A 17988-nucleotide genomic window follows, 5' to 3' on the forward strand; every position below is an offset into this window, starting at 1 on the left:
TCCAGGCACGTGGTCACACTGATTAACCATTTCCATGCCATCTGAAACACCTGATAAATTTTCCACTTTCCAGATTCGCGTATATTACGAAGACACCGATGCCGGCGGCGTGGTGTTTTATGCGAATTATTTGAAATTCCTGGAAAGGGCCCGCACCGAATGGCTGCGCGAATTGGGGGTGGGCCAACACGAACTGGCGCAGCGGGAGCGCCGCGGCTTCGTGGTCAAGGGCCTTGAAATACAATACCGCAGGCCGGCGCGGCTCGACGACCTGCTCACCATCCGCAGCAGGGTCGTGCGCCTGGGCCCGGCATCGATCACCTTCGAACAATTTATCGATCGCGAAAGGGAACTGCTGTGTGCAAGCACTATCCAAGTCTGTTGCCTGGACCTGGATACATTTCGCCCCATCGCACTACCCATTGAACTCCGCACTCTTCTGGAAAAGGTTCAGGAATAAATCATGCACGCCTCCAACGACCTGTCGTTGATCTCTTTGATGCTCAATGCCAGCATTCCGGTGCAGCTGGTCATGCTGATCCTGCTGGGCATCTCGGTCTTGTCATGGACTTATATTTTCAGCAAGCGCGCGGCGCTCAAGCGCGCCAATGAACAGACCCGGCGCTTCGAGGACGATTTCTGGGCCGGCGGCGACCTCTCGGTGCTGCAGCAAGCCGTGGCCAGCCGCCGCGCCGAGCATGGCTCGCTCGCACGGATCTTCGACTCCGGCATGACCGAGTTCATCAAGGCCCGGCGCCATGGCAATGGCGAGTCGGCCCTGGACGGCCCGCGCCGCGCCATGCGCGCCACCTACCAGCGCGAAATGGACAGCCTCGAATCGCACCTCAATTTCCTGGCCTCGGCCGGTTCGGTCAGCCCCTATCTGGGCCTGCTCGGCACGGTCTGGGGCATCATGCACGCTTTCATCGGCCTGTCGGCTATGCAGCAGGCCACCCTGGCCTCGGTGGCTCCCGGCATCGCCGAGGCCCTGATCGCCACGGCCATCGGCCTGTTCGCGGCCATTCCGGCGGTCATCGCCTACAACCGCTACACCAATGAAATCGATCGCCTGTCGATACGCTTCGACAGCTTCATCGATGAATTCCTCAACATACTGCAACGCCAGGTGCGCTGATGCCCTCGAACCGCGGTAGCGGCGGCCGTTCCGGACGCCGCCTGAAGAATGAAATCAACGTCGTGCCGTATATCGACGTGATGCTGGTGCTGCTGGTCATCTTCATGGTGACCGCGCCCATGATCACCCCGGGCCTGATCAATCTTCCTTCTGTCGGCCAGGCAGCCGAAGTGCCCGCCGCGCCTATCGAAGTGCAAATCTCCGAAGACGGATCCCTGGCCGTGCGGCGCCGCGACGCCGGCGCCGAATTCGAGAAGACGACCAGCGACGACCTGATCAACAAGGTCCAGTCCATGCTCACCGCCGACACGCCGGTGGTGATTTCCGCCGACGGCAAGGTGCCGTATGAGTCGGTCATGAAGGTCATGGACCAGTTGCGTTCCAACGGCGTCACGCGCCTGGGACTGCTCGTGAACCAGCAGGCCAATGCCGGCCAGTTGAACAAATGATCGCGCTGCCGCCCGGTAAGCCTGGGCGGCGCGCCGAACCCATGAAGCCGACATCATCCAACCGCCCATCCCGGCCCAGGACGCCCGAGCAAAAGGACGAGCGTCGCGGCCTGGCCTTCGCGCTGACCATACACGGCCTGCTGATCGTGTTCATGCTGCTGGGATTCCTGATGTCCAGCCCGCGCACGCCCAACCCGGTGCAGATCGAGCTATGGGCCCAGGGCACGACCCCGACCTCGGCCGAGCCCGACACGCAGCCCGACACGCCCGACCAGCCGACTCCGACGCCGCCCACGCCGCCTCAGCCGGCCAAGCCCGTCCCGCCTCCGCCTCCCGCGCCGCAGCCCAAGCCGGCCCCGCCTCCTCCCCCGCCGCCGCCGAAAGCGCCGGCCGCGACCGCCCCCGAGCCCAAGCCGCAGGTCGACCCCGAGATCGCCCTGGACAAGGCGCGCAAAGAGCGCGAAAAGCAGGAGCAAGAAAAAGCGGCCCAGTTGGCGGCGCAAAAGGCAGCCGAACAGAAGGCTGCCGAACTGGCAGCGCAGAAGAAGGCTGCCGCTGAAAAGGCGGCTGCGGAAAAAGCCGCCGCCGAAAAAGCGGCTGCCGAAAAGGCTGCGGCTGAAAAAGCTGCGGCTGAACAGGCCGCCGCAGAAAAGGCGGCTGCGCAAAAGGCAGCAGCTGAAAAGGCCGCGGCACAAAAGGCTGCCGCTGAAAAAGCCGCTGCGCAAAAGGCAGCAGCCAAGGCTGCCGCCGAGAAACAGGCCAAGGAAGAAGCCGCCAAGAAGGCCGCGGCGGAAAAGGCCGCTGCCGACAAGAAAGCCAAGGAAGAAGCTGCCAAGAAGGCGGCGGCCGAAAAAGCGGCGGCGGACAAGGCTGCGGCTGAAAAGGCTGCTGCGGCCAAGGCTGCGGCCGAGAAGAAAGCCGCTGCCGAAAAAGCCGCTGCTGCCAAGCGCGAAGCGCTGCGCCAGGCCATGCGCAGCGCGGCGCTGGGCGCGGCCGGCATTCCCAACGGCACGTCGGACCGCAACCAGTCCGGCGGCGGCGGCAACGACAGCGGCTACGCCGCCAAAGTGCGCGCCTGCATACGCCCGCGCGTGGCCTACCCCGTCCCGCCTCGTGCAGGCTCGAACCCGACAGTACAATATAGAGCATCCCTCGACCCCCACGGCATGGTCACCAATGTGGAAGTGCAGCGCTCCTCCGGCATCCCCGGTTTCGATCGCGCCGTCGTTACGGGAATCCAGAACTGCTCGCCATTCCCGAAACCACCCTCCGGCAGATACCCGTCGTACGTCGACGGCAACTACCGCATGTATGAATGACAGGAGATTGCAGACATGACAGCAGCCACTCTCGCCAATACCACTCCGCCCCGCTCTTGGCGATTCTGGGCGGGCGGGCTATTCATGGCCGCTGCCTGCCTGGTCGCAGGCAAGCCGGCCCAGGCGCAATTGCACGTCGACATTTCGGGGGTGGGCGCAACCCAATACCCGATAGCCATAGCCGATTTCGCCGGCAGCGGCCAGGGCCAGGCGGTGGCCGACGTGATCCGCGCCGACCTCAGCCGTTCGGGGCAGTTCCAGCTCATCAACGCCGCCGGCGCCAACCTGAGCACCGAAAGCACGATCTCCTATGACCAATGGCGCAACCGCGGCGCCGACTATCTGGCCTACGGCTCGATATCGCAATCCGGCGACCAGTACAGCGTCAGCTATCGCCTGGTCGATTCGGTGCGCAAGAGTCAATTGGACGGTGTGGCCTTCACCGGCACCCAGAAAGAATTGCGCCGCATCTCGCACCAGATCGCCGACCGCATCTATCAAAAGATCACCGGCGTCAGGGGCGTGTTCTCCACTCGTATCGCCTACGTGTTGCAAACGGGCAACACCTATGAGTTACAAATTGCAGACGCCGACGGGCAGAATCCGCAGGTGATGCTGCGCTCGCGCCAATCTATTATTTCGCCGGCCTGGTCGCCCGACGGCAAGCGCCTGGCCTACGTGAGCTTCGAATCCGGCAAGCCCGTGGTCTATCTCCAGACCCTCGCAACCGGGCAGCGTTTCCCCATAGCAAACTTCAAGGGCAACAATAGCGCGCCTGCCTGGTCGCCCAACGGACAACAGCTTGCGATTGTCCTCTCGCGCGACAGCATCTCTCAGATCTATACTATCAACGCGGATGGTTCAGGCCTGCGTCGCGTCATGCGTTCCCCGCTGATCGACACCGAGCCCTCCTTCACTCCCGACGGCGGTTCGCTGATTTTCACCAGCGACCGCGGCGGCAGTCCGCAAGCATACAAAGTGCCGGTAAGCGGCGGAGAAGCCCAGCGCATCACCTTCAATGGCAGTTACAACGTCTCACCGCACCTTTCACCGGATGCCAGTAATCTGGTTTACGTCACCCGTCGGGGCGGCGCCTTCCGTATCGCGCTGCAGAACATGTCCAGCGGTTCCGAACAACTATTGACCAACGGGCCCGACGACCAGTCTCCAAGTTTCGCGCCTAACGGTATGCAAATCCTATACAGCTCTATTCAAGGCGGTCGCAGTGTTCTGGCCGTTGTTTCGACAGATGGCCGAGTGCGTCAAACGCTGTCGGCCCTCAATGGCAAAGTGCGCGAACCGACTTGGGGGCCATTCACCAACTAGTTTTCAGTGTGACTCTTTTTTCAAAGGAACTTAAATGAGCTCGCGCATCGCTAAAAGCCTCACTATCGCTGCATTGGCCGCTGCCCTGGCGGCTTGCAGCTCCGTGCCCCTGGATCAAAACGCCAACAACGGCGCTGCCGGTTCGGGCTCGGCCAACGCAGGCCAGGTCATGGATCCCTTCAATCCTCAGAGCCCTCTGGCGCAGCAGCGTTCGGTGTATTTCGACTTCGACAGCTACGTAGTGCCGGATCAATACCGCAGCGTGGTTGAAATGCACGCCCACTACCTGGCCGCGCACAACCAGCAGAAGGTTCGCATCGAAGGCAACGCCGACGAGCGCGGCAGTGCCGAGTACAATCTGGCCCTGGGCCAGCGCCGTTCCGATGCAGTGGCCAAGATGATGACCCTGCTCGGCGTGAACAGCAACCAGATCGAAGCCATCAGCTTCGGCAAGGAAAAGCCCAAGGCCCTGGGCCACACCGAAGCCGACTATGCTGAAAACCGTCGCGCCGATATCGTCTACCAGCGCTGATATCTGCGCCCGTCGCAGCACCACGCCGTGGCGGCCGACCGCCGCGGCGTTTTCATTTGAACGGAACCCGATATGAGCCTTCAATCCACGTCCCTGCGCGCAGCCCTAGCCGGCGCCGCCCTGTCGCTGGCCGGCCTGGCCACGCCCGCTCATGCCTTCTCCGACGACGAAGCGCGGCGCGCCATCCTGGACCTGCGCCAGCAGATCCAGCAGATCACGTCGCAGGACCAGCAGGCGCGGCTGCAACTGGCCGACCAGATCCAGGCGCTGCAGCATGAAGTCACCAGCATGCGCGGCGAGCTGGAAAAGCTGCGCTGGGAACAAGACCTGGAGAAGCGCTCCACCCAGGACCAGAGCGGCGGCAGCCACCCGCAGGTCGGCAATCCGCAGGAACAGGCGGCATACGATCAGCCCATGGGCCTGTTCCGCAGCGCCAAGTACAAGGAAGCAGCGGCCGGGTTCGGCGCCTTCCTGCAAAAGTATCCGAACAGCCAACTGGCGTCCGAGGCCCGTTTCTACCAGGGCAGCAGCCTTTACGCCAGCAAGAACTTCAAGGGCGCCATCCAGGAACTGCAGGGGCTGGTGCAGGCCAATCCCCAAGACCCGCGGGCGGCCGACGCGCTGCTGGTGGTGGCGGCCAGCCAGATCGAGCTCAACAGTCTGTCCGGTGCCAAGAGCACCTTGCAGAAGATCGTCAAGACCTATCCGCAGACCTCCGCGGCTGAAACCGCCAAGAGCCGCCTCAAGCTCCTGCAGTAATGCCGGCGCCGCCCGCCGGACGCACGCCCGGTCTTGCCGGGCATGATGACAGCGCCCCGCAAAGCCCGCTGCGCGCCCGCAAGCTGTGGCTGGGCGCGCTCGCCGCGCTTCTGTTCCTGCTGGTATGCGCCGACGTGCTGGTCGGCCCCGCTGCGGCCGACGCCGGCGCGCTGGCGCGGGCGCTCTGGCGCGCGCCGCAGGCCGACCCCACGCTCAGTGTCATCGTCTGGCATATCCGCCTGCCGCAGGCTTTCATGGCGGCGCTCGTCGGCGCCGCCCTCGGGCACGCCGGGGCCGAAATGCAGACGGTGCTCAACAACCCGCTGGCCAGCCCGTTCACGCTGGGCATCTCGTCGGCGGCGGCGCTGGGCGCGGCCTTGCCGCTGGTGCTGGGAATCAGCCTGCCCGGCGTGGCCGCGCCGTATGTGCTGGCGGCCAATGCCTTCATCTTCGCGCTGCTGTGCGCAGCGCTGCTGGACCTGGTGGCCCGTCGGGCGCGCATCGGCGCTTCGGGCCTGATCCTGTTCGGCATCGCCCTGGTGTTCACTTTCAATGCCCTGCTGTCGCTGATACAGATCGCCGCCAGCGCGGCGGCGCTGCAAGACCTGATCTTCTGGATGATGGGCAGCCTGGGGCGCAGCGACTGGCCGCGCCTGGCGGCCATGGCCGTGGTCCTGGCCCTGGCCATGGCGCACGCGCGGCGCCAGTCCTGGGCGCTGACCGCGCTGCGTTTCGGCGACGAGCGCGCCACCGCTTTCGGCGTCGATCCGCGCAGGCTGCGGCGCATGGCGCTGCTGCGCATCAGCGTGCTGGCGGCGCTGGCCGTGGCGCTTACCGGGGTCATAGGCTTCGTGGGGCTGGTCGCGCCGCACATCGCGCGCAGGCTGTGGGGCGAGGACCATCGCTGGTACTTGCCGGCCAGCGCGCTGGCCGGCGGCGTCATGCTGGCCGCGGCCAGCCTCATATCCAGGCTGATATCGGCCGATGTGGTGCTGCCCGTGGGGCTGGTCACCACCCTGGTCGGCATCCCCTTCTTCCTGGCCGCCTTGCTGCGCCGGCGCGTACTGCAATAGGCCGCCCATGGCGCAGACCACGCAACCCGCCACCCTGCTTGCCGACGGCATTTCGGTGCGCCTGGGCGGGCATCGAATACTGGACCGTCTCGATATTCCCGAACTGCCCGCCGGCGCGCTGGTCGCGCTGCTGGGCCCCAACGGCAGCGGCAAGTCGACGCTGCTCAAGGCCCTGGCGGGGCTGGCGCCCGCGCACATGACCCGGCTGGCGTGGGGCGCAATCGACCTGCGCCCCATGCCGGCGGCCCGGCGCGCCCGCTATCTGCGCTACCTGCCGCCGGGGCTGCCCGAAGACGTGCACCTCACCGCCGCCGAGGCGGTCATGGTGGCATTGCGCGCGCGGACCGGCGCAGCGCAAGCCGGCGAGCCCGCGCGGCGGGTTGCCGCCGTGCTCGAAGAGCTGGACATCGCCGGCCTGGCGGACCGCTACCTGGACGAGCTGTCCGGCGGCCAGAGGCAACTGGTGGCGCTCGCCCAGGCCCTGGCCCACGACCCCGCCGTGCTGCTGCTGGACGAACCCCTGAGCGCGCTGGACCTGAACCACCAGCACCATGTCATGCAGATGCTGCGCGGCCTGGCCCACGAACGCCACATCCTCGTGGTGCTGGTGCTGCACGACCTGGACATGGCATTGCGCTATGCCGACCGGGCCCTGCTGCTGGCGCGGGGCGCCCTGCTGGCGGCCGGCACGCCGGCCGAAGTCATCCGCCCGGATCACCTGGCCCAGGCCTTCTCCATATTGACCCGCATCGAACCATCCAGCCTCGGCCATCCTCATGTGCTAGTGTCCGGCCTGGCCGATGCGGGCGGCACACATGCCGCCCCTTCGGACAAGCCAAGCGCACATTGACCGCCGCCCTGCCCGCAAACCCGAACCCCGATACTGTTTTTCATGCCAGCCCCCGAACTGCCTCAATATCGCATCCAAGGCCTGGACTACCCCATGGCCTATACCGCCGCCGGACAGGGGCCCGCCGTGCTGCTGGTGCACGGCTCTTTATGCGACTACCGCTACTGGCGCTGGCAACTGGCCGCTCTGGCCGAGCGCTATCGCGTGCTGGCGCCGAGCCTGCGCGGCTACTGGCCCGCCGCCTATACCAAGGCGGACCCGCGCTTCAGCGTAGAACAACATGCCCGCGACTTGGCGGATTTCATACGCCTGCAGCCCGATGGGCGCCCGGTGCATCTGCTGGGCCACTCGCGCGGCGCCCGCGTGGCGCTGGAGCTGGCCTGCCGCAACCCCGAACTGGTGCACACCTTGATACTTGCGGATCCCGGCTTCCCTGTCGAAGGAGACCCGGAGCCGCCCGCATTCCACTACGAGGCGGTGCGCAAGCTCGAGCAGGGCGACATCGAAGGGGCCCTCGCCGATTTCGTCGATACTGTCAACGGCCCGGACACATGGCGCCATATGGTGGGCTGGTTCAAGACCATGGTGCGGAACAATGCCGGCACGCTGCTGTCGCAGGTGCGCGAAGCTGGCCTGCCTTTCCGGATGGAGCGGGCCGGCGCGCTGGACTGCCCGGTACTGCTGCTGGGCGGAGCCAACAGCCCGGCCCGTTATGGCCGGCGCCAAGACATGCTGCAGCAAGTGCTGCAGCATGTGGAACGGTCGGTCATCCCGCAGGCCGCCCACGGCATGAATCTCGCAAACCCTTTGGCTTTCAACCGTCGCGTGCTGGAGTTCCTCGACAGCCACGCCGACACGCGCCCGGACAAAGACGCGTCCTGAAAAGCACGGCGGACGCCGCAACAGGGCGTCCGCCACGAACCACACACATAGCCAGGCCTCAGGCCGGCACGTCCATGGGCACCGGGGACACCACCCCGCGCCCGCTGAAATAGCCGTCCGCGTTCGCCAGGAAACGATCCAGTTGCGCCTGTATGGATTCGGGAGAGCGTCCGGCGATATGCGGCGTCAGCACGACATTGGCCAAGTCGATAAGGGCTTCCGGATGCTTGGGCTCGCTTTCGTAGACATCGAGCCCGGCCGCGGCGATCGTGCCCGCGCGCAAGGCGTGGGCCAGGGCGTCGGTGTCCACCACGCTGCCGCGCGCGATATTCACCAGCACGCCCTTGGGCCCCAGCGCTTCCAGCACCTGGGCATTCACCATGTGATGCGTGGCCGCGCCGCCGGGCACCGCGGCGATCAGGTAGTCGCACCATTCGGCCAGGCCGGGCACACTGTCGAAATAACGGCATCCCGCAACATCGTGCCGGCTGCGGCTGTAGTAGCCGACTTCCATGTCGAAGCCGCCCGCCCTGCGGGCGAGCTGGCGGCCTATCATGCCGAAGCCGATGATGCCCAGGCGCTTGCCGAAGAGCGTCGGCATATAGCTCGGCAAAGTGTCGCGGTACTTGCCTTCGCGCACCGCCTTGTCGAGCGTGACGATGCCGCGCAGGGCGGCCAACAGCAGGCCGAAGGCATGATCGGCGACCACGGGCGCATTGGTGCCGGCGCCGTTGGCAAGAGTGATGCCGCGCGCCCTGGCGGCGCCCAGCGCGATCTTCTCGTAGCCTACCCCCTGCGCGCAGATCAGTTCCAGCTTGGGCATGGCGTCGATTTCATCCGCCGTCAGGCCTATGACGCCTATGGTCAACACGGCACGTATGCGCGCGCCGTGCTGCGCGACCGCGGCCGCGCGGGCGGCATCGGTAGGCGCATAAACGACGTCGTATGCGGCGCGGATCTGGTCCAGGTTGTGGTCTCGAAGCTGCGTCAATATCAGCAGCGGGATTTTTTCTGTCATGGCGGTTCGCCCCCCGGTTCGCACCCGGGGCGCGTCTTCGATTTGCGGTTGATGACAGCCTGCATCATAGATCAGTCGGGGCGCGAACGGCGGCGGCCACGCCCCGGGCATGCCGCCCGCCGGCGAGGGGTGTAATATCAATGGCCCTGGCCCCGCGCGTCGAATATCGCCCCTACGGGCACTGCCCGCCCCGGACGCAGCCGATGCGCCGCCTTGACCTCGCCACCGCACAAAGGCCGCCATGTCCCGCAGCAAGACACCACCCCCTAATCCCGCCTCCGGCCTGCGCAAGGGCCTGACCAGCTATGGCGACAATGAATTCTCGCTGTTCCTGCGCAAGGCTTTCATCAAGGGCGCGGGATACACCGACACCGCGCTCGATCGGCCGGTCATAGGCATCGCCGACACGGGCAGCGCCTACAACCCCTGCCACGGCAACATGCCCATGCTGCTCGAGGCGCTCAAGCGCGGCATCATGCTGGCGGGCGGCTTGCCCATGGAATTCCCCACCATATCCGTGCACGAGAGCTTCGCCTTCCCGACCAGCATGTATTTGCGCAACCTGATGTCCATGGACACGGAAGAAATGATCCGCGCCCAGCCCATGGACGCGGTAGTGCTGGTGGGCGGCTGCGACAAGACCGTGCCGGCGCAACTGATGGCGGCGGCATCCGCCGGCATCCCGGCCATAGAGCTGATCACCGGATCCATGCTGACCGGCTCGCATCGCGGCGACCGGGTCGGCGCCTGCACCGATTGCCGGCGCTACTGGGCGCGCTACCGCGCCGCGGAAATCGACGCGCAGGAAATCGTCGACGTCAACGACCAACTGGTGGCCAGCGTAGGCACCTGTTCGGTCATGGGCACCGCCAGCACCATGGCCTGCGTGGCCGAGGCGCTGGGCATGACGGTGCCCGGCGGCGCCACGCCCCCGGCCGTTACCGCGGACAGGATGCGCATCGCCGAACAGACCGGTGCACAGGCCGTATGGCTGGCCCGCCAGCAGTTGACGGTGGACCGGATCCTGACGCCCGACGCCTTTCACAATGCCTTGCGTGTGCTGCTGGCCATAGGCGGGTCGACCAACGGCATCGTGCACCTGGCGGCGATCGCCGGACGCCTCGGCCTGGACCTGGATCTCGACGCGCTCGACCGCATGGGCCGCGAGACCCCGGTGCTGCTGGATCTCAAGCCTTCCGGCCAGCATTACATGGAAGACTTCCACAAGGCGGGCGGCATGGCCTGCCTGCTGCGCGAGTTGGCGCCGCTGCTCAGGCTGGACGCGCTGACCGTTACCGGGCGCACGCTGGGCGAAGAAATCGCCGCGGCGGCGCCGGCGCATCGCCAGGACGTGGTGAAGCCGCGCACCGACCCCATCTATCCGCAGGGGGCCATAGCCGTGCTGCGCGGCAACCTGGCCCCGGGCGGCGCCATCATCAAGCAGAGCGCCGCCGACGCGGGCCTCATGGAGCACGAGGGCCGCGCCGTGGTCTTCGAGGACGCCGCGGACCTGGCTGCGCGCATAGACCGCGACGACCTCGACGTCGAGCCCGACGACATGCTGGTGCTGAAGAACATCGGCCCGAAAGGCGCGCCGGGCATGCCTGAGGCGGGCTACATACCGATACCCCGCAAGCTGGCGCAACGCGGCGTCAAGGACATGGTGCGCATTTCCGACGGGCGCATGAGCGGCACCGCCTTCGGCACGATCGTGCTGCATGTCACGCCCGAATCCGCGATAGGCGGCCCGCTGGCGCTGGTCGAGAACGGCGACCGCATACGCCTGAGCGTGGCCCGGCGCGAACTGGACCTGCTGGTGCCGCAAGCCGAGCTGGAACGCCGCCGCCAGCAGCACCCGTGCGTGGCGCCCACCGCCGAACGCGGCTATAAAAAACTGTTCCTGGATTCAGTCACCCAAGCCGATCGCGGCGTGGATTTCGATTTCCTGCGCGCGGCGCATACACGGGGCAGCATTCCGGACTGACGAAGGCCGGCATGCGCCGGCGCGCAGCCCGCGGCGCCCCGACCGGGCCGCCCGCAATGCCACGGTTCAGCCCAGCAATGCCTGCGCGCCTTCCCATAGCGTGCGCAGGATCTCGCCCGCCGGGCGGGCCTGCGCCAGCGCAGCCGACTGTCCGGCCCAGGCCTGCATGCACTGCAACTTGCCCTGCTGGGCGGCTGCCTTGCGCATCGTGGCGGTCAGGCCGCGCTGCACGGGATACGGGGCGAGCGCGGGCGCCGTGTCCGCGGATGCGGCGCGCACATAGTCATTGACGATGCAACGCCCTGCCCGGCCGCTGAATACGCGGCTCACCACAGTGTCTTCCGGCGCGCTGTGCGCCAGGGCGTCGGCCCAGGCGCGATTGATGCTTGATTCGTCGCTGCGCAGAAATCCCGTGCCCACCAGGGCCGCGCTGGCCCCCAGCACCAGGGCCGCGGCCACGCCGCGCGCATCCGCGATGCCGCCCGCGGCGACCACCGGAACCCGCACCGCGTCCACGACGGCCGGCAGCAAGGCGAACAGCCCTACTTGCTGCTGCATGGCCGAATCGGCGTCGAAGCTGCCGCGATGGCCGCCGGCCTCCATGCCCTGCGCAATGATGGCATCGGCGCCGGCGGCCTCGGCCTCGCGCGCTTCCGCGACCGTGGTCGCGACCGCAAACCAGGCAATGCCGCGCGCCTTGAGCTCGCGCACGAAGTCCGGCGGATAGACGCCCATGATGGAAGAAATCGCATTGGGGCGCGCCTCGAGCATCGCCGCGCACTGGGCGGCGAAATCCGGCGGCCTGCCATTGGCGGCATCGGCCGGGACTGGCGGACCCCATTGCCCGAGGAAGGCGCGCAGCGCCTCTTCGTGCGCGGCATCGCGCCGCGGCGCCGGGTCGGGTATCCACAGGTTCAATTGGAAAGCGCCCTGGCTGCGCGCGCGAAATTGCGCAACCCAGTCGGCGATGTCGTCCGGCTGCATCAGCAGCACGCCGCAAGCGCCCAGGCCTCCCGCCTCGGCCACTGCCGCCGACAACTGCGGCGGACACGCCCCCGCCATGGGCGCCAGCAAGATCGGGGCGCGCAGCCCGAAACGGCGGCAGAACTGTTCAGCGCGAGCGCAGGCTGTATTCATGGGATTCCTTATCGGCCGAAGGGCGGTCGCGCCGCAGCAGCGCGACCGCGGTTGCCAGCATCAGGCAGGCGGCGCCCACGCTGGGATAGAAAACAGCCGTGCTCAGCGGCCCGGCCGGAATGGCCAAGGGCCCCAGCAGTTGGCCTATGGCGAAAACCGTGGTCATGGCCGCGATCAGGCGGGCCGAATTTGCGCCCGCCACTTGGTGTGCCTCGCGCGTGGCGACCATGACGACGATCATGAAGGTGCCGCCCACGCACACCGTGCTGAAGACCACCGCAGCCAGGCCCGGCGCCACGGCCGGCGCCAACACCCCGGCCGCGATCACCACATGGCCGCAGGCCCACACCACGCGGGGCCGCAAATGGCCGAAGAGGCGCGCGCAAACCACGGCGAACAGCGCGGACACCAGGCCGAACAGCGGCCAGACCCAGCCGAAGACGGCCGGATCGTCGATCAACTGGCGGGCGAACGCCGGCAGGAAAGTCGCGGGAATGATGTAGCCGAAACCGAAGACGCCATAGCAGGCGACCAGTATCCAGCCGTGCAGCCCCAGGGCGCCGCCCCTGTCGGCGCGCGCCGGCGCACGCGCCTGTACCGATGTGCCCAGATGCCCCCAGGCGTAGACGCAGACCGCCAGGGCGCAAGCCCCGAGCGCCAGCCAGGCGCGATCGGGCGACTGCCGCCAGACGCCCGCGGCCAGACCGACCAGGCCCGCCAGCAGCATGCCCGCGCCGACGCCGGCGAAGACCCAGCCGTACAGCGCACGCGATGCGCTTCTGGCCAATACCGCCAGCACCCAGGACGAAATGCCCACCAATGCGTAGGCGCTGGCTACGCCCGTCAGCAGGCGCAGCAGCGCCCAGGCCGGGAAGGAATGGGTCAGGCCGGTGGCGATGGTGAGCACGGCAATGGCCAGCAGGCTGTAGCGCGCGCTGCGGCCGGGCTCGGGATCGAACACGTAGCTGCCCAGAGCCCCGAGAAAATAGCCGATGTAGTTCGCGCTCGCCAGCCAGGCCCCTTGGCGCAGCGACAGATCGAAGCTGTGCTGCATCAGGGGCAGCAGCGGCGTGAAGGCGAATCGCCCTATGCCCATGGCCGAAGCCAGGCCTAGGCTTGCCACCAGCGCGGCAACGGCGGGAGAAATGGCGGCCGGCGCATAGTGTGCGCCGGCCGGGTCTGTGCGGGAGTCTGCGTCCGTATCCATGTGCACATGCTAGCCCTTTTATTTATTCTCGTATAATGAAATATAAAGAATATCTTGTTCTCAATTACAGAACATATGGCGGGCTTGAAGCATAGAGGCGACGAGCACGGCACGCCCCGGCGGCTTTCTTATTGGTAGAGGATCTACATGGAACTGGAACTTGCCGACCTGCGTATTTTCAAGGCCGTGGTCGATGAAGGCGGGGTGCTCAAGGCCGCACGCAAGCTGCATCGCGTCCAGTCCAGCGTCAGCGCCCGCATCCGCCAGCTCGAAGCCTCGGTCGGCACGCAATTGTTCTATCGCGACAAGCAAAGGCTGCTCATCACGCCCAGCGGCGAAATGCTGCTGGCCTATGCCGACAAACTGCTGCAGCTATCGGAAGAAGCGCGCAGCGCCGTATCGGGCGCACTGCCCAGCGGCACCCTGAAACTCGGGGCGCTGGAAAGCACCGCGGCCAGCCGCCTGGCGCCCATCCTGGCCGCCTATCACCGCGCCTACCCCGAAGTAGGCGTCGAACTCGTCACCGGCACCAACGATACGCTCACGGCCGCGGTCGCGCAGCGCCAGCTCGATGCCGCCTTCGTCGCCGAAACGCCCGAAGGCGGAAACCTGTGTTCCATGGCGCTGTTCGACGAAAAGCTGGTGATCATTTCCGCGGCCGGCCATCCACGCATCACGCGTCCCGAAGATGTAAAGGACGAATCGCTGGTCGCCTTTCCCAACGGCTGCGCCTACCGGCGCGCCCTGGAACGCTGGATCGGACACGGCAGGAAGCCCGTGGTGCGGGTGCTCGAGCTCGCCTCGTATCACGCGATCGTTGCCTGCGTGGCCGCGGGTGCGGGCGTGGCCTTGGTCCCCGAGTCGGTGCTGGGCACCATGCAACACCAGGGCCTGGCCCGGCATCGGCTTCCCGACGCGCATGCGCGCATCGTTACGCCGCTGATCTGGCGCCGCGACGAATCCAGCGCCGCGCTGTCCGCGCTGCGGGAACAGCTACGCGGCCCGCGCGCCGCGGCGGCTTGATCACAAAACCCGCCAAACTGCCTTCAGCCCAGCAATGCCGGCAACTGGGCCATGTCGGTGAAGACATAACTGGCACCCGCGCGATAGAGCGGGTCGGCATCGCCCTGCGGGGCATAGGCGTATACGGTGGCGCCGGCCGCGGCGCCCGCGGTAATGCCGGTGACGCTGTCTTCCACCACCGCGCAGCGCCGGGCATCGACGCCCAGTGCGGCCATGGCCGCCTGGTAGACGTCCGGGAAAGGCTTGTTCCGGGCCATTTCGTAGCCGCTGAAAGTGCGATCGGCGAAATAGTCGATCAGCCTTACCTTTTCGAGCTGCAAGAGGATCTTGCCGCGGTCGGCCCCAGAGGCGCAGGCAATGTTCGAACGCCAGCGGGCAGAGATCTGCGCCAGCGCGTCGTGCACGCCGGGTATGGGCTGCAAGTCGATCGCGAGCGCCGAATTGCGGCGCTGCCGGAATTGCTCGATCCACTCGTCGCCCGGCAGGATGCCGGTGCGGCTGTGGATCATCGTCAACTCGTCCTGGAGCGCCTTGCCGAGGAATACATCGTGGCATTCCCGGGGGCTCATGCGCCAGCCGAGTTCGTCGAGCATGTCGCGCAACACGCCCGAAGTAATGGCCTCGCTGTCGACCAGCACGCCGTCGCAATCAAAAATCACTGCATCGAATTTCATTGAACTTCCCGATATCCTTTCCATCGACGGCCGGGCTCCGGGGGCCACTTGCCCGGCATGGAATACCGCAACTCACACTGGGCATGCAGGCCTGCGCGCCCGATACGCGCCATACGCTATTATCATTGAAATCATGAGCCGACCCTTGCCCCGTCCCCGATCCGACTTCCGCTACTTCCTGCCCATCGACACCCGCTGGATGGACAACGATGTATACGGCCACGTCAATAACGTCACGTACTACTCGTATTTCGACACGGCGGTCAATCGCTACCTGGTCGATGCGGGGGCATTGGACATCGCCGCAAGCCCGGTGATAGGCCTGGTGGTGGAGACAGGTTGCCAGTATTTCTCGTCCATCGCTTTTCCCGAGCGCATCGAGGCGGCGGTGCGCGTAGCCAGGCTGGGCAATTCCAGCGTGCGCTACGAGCTCGGCATATTCCGCGAGGGCGATCCGCTGTCTGCGGCTCACGGGCATTTCGTGCACGTCTACGTCGACCGGCAGTCGCGCCGGCCGGTGCCCTTGCCCGATGTGCTGCGCCGCGCCCTCGAACCTCTCGCGGCCGAGGGCGACAACCGCTAATACCGGTTTTCCATCAAGAAAAAGCAAGGCCCGAATGTGCTAAGCCACGCCCCCGAACCTCTCGCGGCCGAGGGCGGCAACCGCTAATACCGGCTTTCGATCAGGAAAAACAAGGCACGAAACAGCGGGCGACACAAGCACTGGGCAAGGCCGATGCCGCGGATACGGCGCGACGTCAGTCTTCCATTACCTCGTGACCGGGGCCGCCGTCGCGGCGCCAGTAGCTGGCCGCGCGTATCCGCGACTTGTCGATGCCGCGCTCGCGCACCAGGTATTCGCGCACGGCGCGGATGACCGAGGACTCGCCCGCGGCCCAGACATAGCCGTCGCCCTCGGGCAGCACCAGCCGGCGCACCACCCGTTCCAGCGGCCCGATGCCGTCGGCCGCCGCGGCGCCGCCGTGCACCCAGTGCATATGCAGATCGGCGCGCGTGTCGAGCGTCATGCGGGCCGCGGGGCTGCCGGTCTCGACCACGGCCAGCACCCGCTTGCCGGCGGGCAGTTCCGCGAGGCGGCGCGCAATGGCGGGCAAGGCGGTTTCGTCGCCGATCAGCAAATGCCAGTCGAACCCCTCGGGAATGACGAAAGAGCCGCGCGGCCCCGCCACGCCCAGGTAATCGCCGGCCTGCGCCTGGGCAGCCCAGGACGAGGCGGTCCCGTCGCCGTGCAGCACGAAGTCGATGTCGAGCTCGAGCGCATCGGCATCGTAGCGGCGCGGCGTGTAGTCGCGCGTCTGCGGCCGCGGCTGGTCGTCGGGAAACACCGGCCCGCGCTCGCCGATGACCGGCATCGCCGGCACGCCGCCCGCCTCGGGCGGGAAAAACAGCTTCACGTGGTCGTCGAAAGAAGCCGACACGAAGCCGGCCAGGTCATCGCCGCCCAGCGTCACCCGCAGCATGTGGGGCGTGACGCGGGCGACCCGGCGGACCTGAAGCACGCGCGCCTTGAGCGGGTGGCGCAGCTTCGTCACCTGCAAAGGCTGCGAAGTGCGGCCCGAAGCTGCAGGCACATCCGGCACCACGCCGGACACCGGCGCAAGCGCACCCGGGCCGGCCGGGCGCAGGCCGGCAAGATTTGTATCCATGGTCATTCGATATCTCTTTGTATGTGGTTTTGCCCCCTTGCGCCCGGCACGGCCAACAATCCGTGCCGGGACACACGGGGATCAGGAACAGGCGCAGCGGCTCACTGCTCGGCGCCGTCGAGGATTTCCGCCGTGGCCCGCTGGAGTATGGCGGCGATGCGCCGCTGTTCCTCGGCCGGGGCGGCGCTGCGGCGCAGGAGCGCCATCTTCAATGCGCGCCGCGCGGCCACGAATTCCGGCAGCCAGCCGTCCTGCTCTTCGGGCTCGGCCGCGTCGGCGCCCTCGCCCGCCTCGCTGTTCCAGGCGCGCTTCATCCACGCCATCTTGCGCGCCATGTGGCTCAGGACCGCGAACAGCAGTTCTATGCGGTCGCGATTGGCAAGCAGATGCTCCTTGCCCGCGGGCGCCAGATGAAAGCGCTTGCGATTGCCTTCAGTCTCGGCGGTGGTGTAGTCCAGTTCCGCCAAATAAGTGAGCGCCGGGTAGACCACGCCGGGGCTGGGGTTGTAGAAGCCGTTGGACCGCGACTCCAGCTCTTTGATCAGCTCGTAGCCATGGCTGGGCCGCTCTTCGATCAGAGCCAGCAGCATGAGCTGCAGGTCGTCGGCGCCGAATTTGCGCCCGCGCGTAAAGCGCCCGCCATCGTCGCCCATGCCGTCCCAGTCGCCGGGCCGGCCTCGGCCGCCCCTTCCGTGATGGCCATGGCCATGACGCCCGCCGCCGCCTTCGGGGAAGACTGCGCAGCCGGGATGCCATAGACGGCTCAGGGAAAATTTGTTCCATGCGTGCATATTATCGCCTCGTATATATCTAAAGATATATCTTACGATAATTGTGTTTGCAGGGACTGTCAAGCCATTTTCAATGGCTTGATCAAGCTCTCGCCTGGATTGTGTGCGGTCGGACGCGCCCCGCCCGTGGTTGAATCATCCGGGCCTGGCGCGCGCTCGGGC

General features: G+C 66.6%; 19 protein-coding genes. 13 read left to right on the top strand and 6 right to left on the bottom strand.

All coding sequences use genetic code 11. The annotated features are described in order from the left end of the window. The first annotated feature begins 34 nt into the window (after window positions 1-34). From ybgC to KVP10_RS14330, 10 genes are all read left to right on the top strand, one after another. Window positions 35-460, top strand: a complete 426-nt coding sequence (gene ybgC, locus KVP10_RS14285; protein WP_217965289.1) for a tol-pal system-associated acyl-CoA thioesterase — start codon at window positions 35-37, stop codon at window positions 458-460. 3 nt (window positions 461-463) lie between these two features. Continuing rightward, entirely contained in the window at window positions 464-1135 is a 672-nt protein-coding gene (tolQ, locus tag KVP10_RS14290; RefSeq protein WP_217965290.1) for a protein TolQ, read from the top strand. Beyond that, window positions 1135-1584: a protein TolR gene (gene tolR, locus KVP10_RS14295; protein ID WP_217965291.1), complete on the top strand. Its 450-nt coding sequence runs from the start codon at window positions 1135-1137 to the stop codon at window positions 1582-1584. The genes tolQ and tolR overlap by 1 nt, the downstream gene beginning before the upstream one ends. A 41-nt stretch (window positions 1585-1625) precedes the next feature. Next, entirely contained in the window at window positions 1626-2903 is a 1278-nt protein-coding gene (gene tolA, locus KVP10_RS14300) for a cell envelope integrity protein TolA (protein WP_217965292.1), read from the top strand. An 84-nt stretch (window positions 2904-2987) separates the two neighbouring features. Next, entirely contained in the window at window positions 2988-4229 is a 1242-nt protein-coding gene (tolB, locus tag KVP10_RS14305; protein WP_246600709.1) for a Tol-Pal system beta propeller repeat protein TolB, read from the top strand. Between the two features lie 34 nt (window positions 4230-4263). Then, window positions 4264-4761: a peptidoglycan-associated lipoprotein Pal gene (pal, locus tag KVP10_RS14310; RefSeq protein ID WP_217965294.1), complete on the top strand. Its 498-nt coding sequence runs from the start codon at window positions 4264-4266 to the stop codon at window positions 4759-4761. 72 nt (window positions 4762-4833) lie between these two features. After that, window positions 4834-5520, top strand: a complete 687-nt coding sequence (ybgF, locus tag KVP10_RS14315; protein WP_217965295.1) for a tol-pal system protein YbgF — start codon at window positions 4834-4836, stop codon at window positions 5518-5520. After that, complete coding sequence (locus KVP10_RS14320; protein WP_217965296.1) at window positions 5520-6593, top strand: FecCD family ABC transporter permease; 1074 nt, start codon at window positions 5520-5522, stop codon at window positions 6591-6593. Before ybgF ends, KVP10_RS14320 begins: the two co-directional genes overlap by 1 nt. 7 nt (window positions 6594-6600) lie before the next feature. Beyond that, entirely contained in the window at window positions 6601-7443 is an 843-nt protein-coding gene (locus tag KVP10_RS14325) for an ABC transporter ATP-binding protein (protein ID WP_217965297.1), read from the top strand. A 42-nt stretch (window positions 7444-7485) separates the two neighbouring features. Beyond that, on the top strand, window positions 7486-8325 hold the full coding sequence (locus tag KVP10_RS14330; protein ID WP_217965298.1) for an alpha/beta fold hydrolase: 840 nt from the start codon (window positions 7486-7488) through the stop codon (window positions 8323-8325). 58 nt (window positions 8326-8383) lie between these two features. On the opposite strand, the gene KVP10_RS14335 is transcribed toward KVP10_RS14330, so the two are convergent. Then, window positions 8384-9343: a 2-hydroxyacid dehydrogenase gene (locus KVP10_RS14335; protein ID WP_217965299.1), complete on the bottom strand. Its 960-nt coding sequence runs from the start codon at window positions 9341-9343 to the stop codon at window positions 8384-8386. Window positions 9344-9584: 241 nt separating this feature from the next. On the opposite strand from KVP10_RS14335, the gene KVP10_RS14340 reads away from it, so the two are divergent. Then, window positions 9585-11327, top strand: a complete 1743-nt coding sequence (locus KVP10_RS14340) for an IlvD/Edd family dehydratase (protein ID WP_217965300.1) — start codon at window positions 9585-9587, stop codon at window positions 11325-11327. A 66-nt stretch (window positions 11328-11393) separates the two neighbouring features. On the opposite strand, the gene KVP10_RS14345 is transcribed toward KVP10_RS14340, so the two are convergent. Then, window positions 11394-12464: an NAD(P)H-dependent flavin oxidoreductase gene (locus tag KVP10_RS14345; protein ID WP_217965301.1), complete on the bottom strand. Its 1071-nt coding sequence runs from the start codon at window positions 12462-12464 to the stop codon at window positions 11394-11396. After that, window positions 12439-13671 carry a YbfB/YjiJ family MFS transporter gene (locus KVP10_RS14350; protein WP_217965302.1) on the bottom strand — a complete coding sequence of 411 codons (1233 nt, stop codon included), beginning with the start codon at window positions 13669-13671 and terminating at the stop codon, window positions 12439-12441. Before KVP10_RS14350 ends, KVP10_RS14345 begins: the two co-directional genes overlap by 26 nt. A gap of 147 nt (window positions 13672-13818) precedes the next feature. Here KVP10_RS14350 and KVP10_RS14355 point away from each other — a divergent pair, with 147 nt between their 5' ends. Further along, window positions 13819-14694, top strand: coding sequence for a LysR substrate-binding domain-containing protein (locus KVP10_RS14355; RefSeq protein WP_217965303.1), 876 nt, complete (start codon window positions 13819-13821; stop codon window positions 14692-14694). A 23-nt stretch (window positions 14695-14717) separates the two neighbouring features. Here KVP10_RS14355 and KVP10_RS14360 read toward each other — a convergent pair whose 3' ends face one another. Beyond that, the gene (locus KVP10_RS14360) at window positions 14718-15368 is read right to left on the bottom strand and encodes an HAD family hydrolase (RefSeq protein ID WP_217965304.1); all 651 of its coding nucleotides are present in this window, start codon (window positions 15366-15368) and stop codon (window positions 14718-14720) included. 130 nt (window positions 15369-15498) lie between these two features. On the opposite strand from KVP10_RS14360, the gene KVP10_RS14365 reads away from it, so the two are divergent. After that, the gene (locus tag KVP10_RS14365; protein WP_376810992.1) at window positions 15499-15951 is read left to right on the top strand and encodes an acyl-CoA thioesterase; all 453 of its coding nucleotides are present in this window, start codon (window positions 15499-15501) and stop codon (window positions 15949-15951) included. Between the two features lie 175 nt (window positions 15952-16126). Here KVP10_RS14365 and KVP10_RS14370 read toward each other — a convergent pair whose 3' ends face one another. Continuing rightward, window positions 16127-17041 carry a siderophore-interacting protein gene (locus KVP10_RS14370; protein ID WP_246600694.1) on the bottom strand — a complete coding sequence of 305 codons (915 nt, stop codon included), beginning with the start codon at window positions 17039-17041 and terminating at the stop codon, window positions 16127-16129. A 95-nt stretch (window positions 17042-17136) separates the two neighbouring features. Further along, entirely contained in the window at window positions 17137-17826 is a 690-nt protein-coding gene (locus KVP10_RS14375) for a PadR family transcriptional regulator (protein ID WP_217965306.1), read from the bottom strand. Window positions 17827-17988 lie beyond the last annotated feature (162 nt).

It is taken from the genome of Candidimonas humi (assembly GCF_019166065.1).
GTDB classification, from domain to species: domain Bacteria; phylum Pseudomonadota; class Gammaproteobacteria; order Burkholderiales; family Burkholderiaceae_B; genus Candidimonas; species Candidimonas humi.

Excerpts from the sequence above, each read along its gene's own strand:
- KVP10_RS14340 (WP_217965300.1), top strand. The coding sequence starts at position 9,585 with ATGTCCCGCAGCAAGACACCACCCCCTAATCCCGCCTCCGGCCTGCGC.
- tolB (WP_246600709.1), top strand. The coding sequence starts at position 2,988 with ATGGCCGCTGCCTGCCTGGTCGCAGGCAAGCCGGCCCAGGCGCAATTG.
- KVP10_RS14325 (WP_217965297.1), top strand. The coding sequence starts at position 6,601 with ATGGCGCAGACCACGCAACCCGCCACCCTGCTTGCCGACGGCATTTCG.
- KVP10_RS14355 (WP_217965303.1), top strand. The coding sequence starts at position 13,819 with ATGGAACTGGAACTTGCCGACCTGCGTATTTTCAAGGCCGTGGTCGAT.
- KVP10_RS14370 (WP_246600694.1), bottom strand. The coding sequence starts at position 17,041 with ATGACCATGGATACAAATCTTGCCGGCCTGCGCCCGGCCGGCCCGGGT.
- tolA (WP_217965292.1), top strand. The coding sequence starts at position 1,626 with ATGAAGCCGACATCATCCAACCGCCCATCCCGGCCCAGGACGCCCGAG.
- KVP10_RS14375 (WP_217965306.1), bottom strand. The coding sequence starts at position 17,826 with ATGCACGCATGGAACAAATTTTCCCTGAGCCGTCTATGGCATCCCGGC.
- ybgC (WP_217965289.1), top strand. The coding sequence starts at position 35 with ATGCCATCTGAAACACCTGATAAATTTTCCACTTTCCAGATTCGCGTA.
- KVP10_RS14350 (WP_217965302.1), bottom strand. The coding sequence starts at position 13,671 with ATGGATACGGACGCAGACTCCCGCACAGACCCGGCCGGCGCACACTAT.
- tolR (WP_217965291.1), top strand. The coding sequence starts at position 1,135 with ATGCCCTCGAACCGCGGTAGCGGCGGCCGTTCCGGACGCCGCCTGAAG.
- tolQ (WP_217965290.1), top strand. The coding sequence starts at position 464 with ATGCACGCCTCCAACGACCTGTCGTTGATCTCTTTGATGCTCAATGCC.
- KVP10_RS14360 (WP_217965304.1), bottom strand. The coding sequence starts at position 15,368 with ATGAAATTCGATGCAGTGATTTTTGATTGCGACGGCGTGCTGGTCGAC.
- pal (WP_217965294.1), top strand. The coding sequence starts at position 4,264 with ATGAGCTCGCGCATCGCTAAAAGCCTCACTATCGCTGCATTGGCCGCT.
- KVP10_RS14320 (WP_217965296.1), top strand. The coding sequence starts at position 5,520 with ATGCCGGCGCCGCCCGCCGGACGCACGCCCGGTCTTGCCGGGCATGAT.
- KVP10_RS14335 (WP_217965299.1), bottom strand. The coding sequence starts at position 9,343 with ATGACAGAAAAAATCCCGCTGCTGATATTGACGCAGCTTCGAGACCAC.
- ybgF (WP_217965295.1), top strand. The coding sequence starts at position 4,834 with ATGAGCCTTCAATCCACGTCCCTGCGCGCAGCCCTAGCCGGCGCCGCC.
- KVP10_RS14345 (WP_217965301.1), bottom strand. The coding sequence starts at position 12,464 with ATGAATACAGCCTGCGCTCGCGCTGAACAGTTCTGCCGCCGTTTCGGG.
- KVP10_RS14330 (WP_217965298.1), top strand. The coding sequence starts at position 7,486 with ATGCCAGCCCCCGAACTGCCTCAATATCGCATCCAAGGCCTGGACTAC.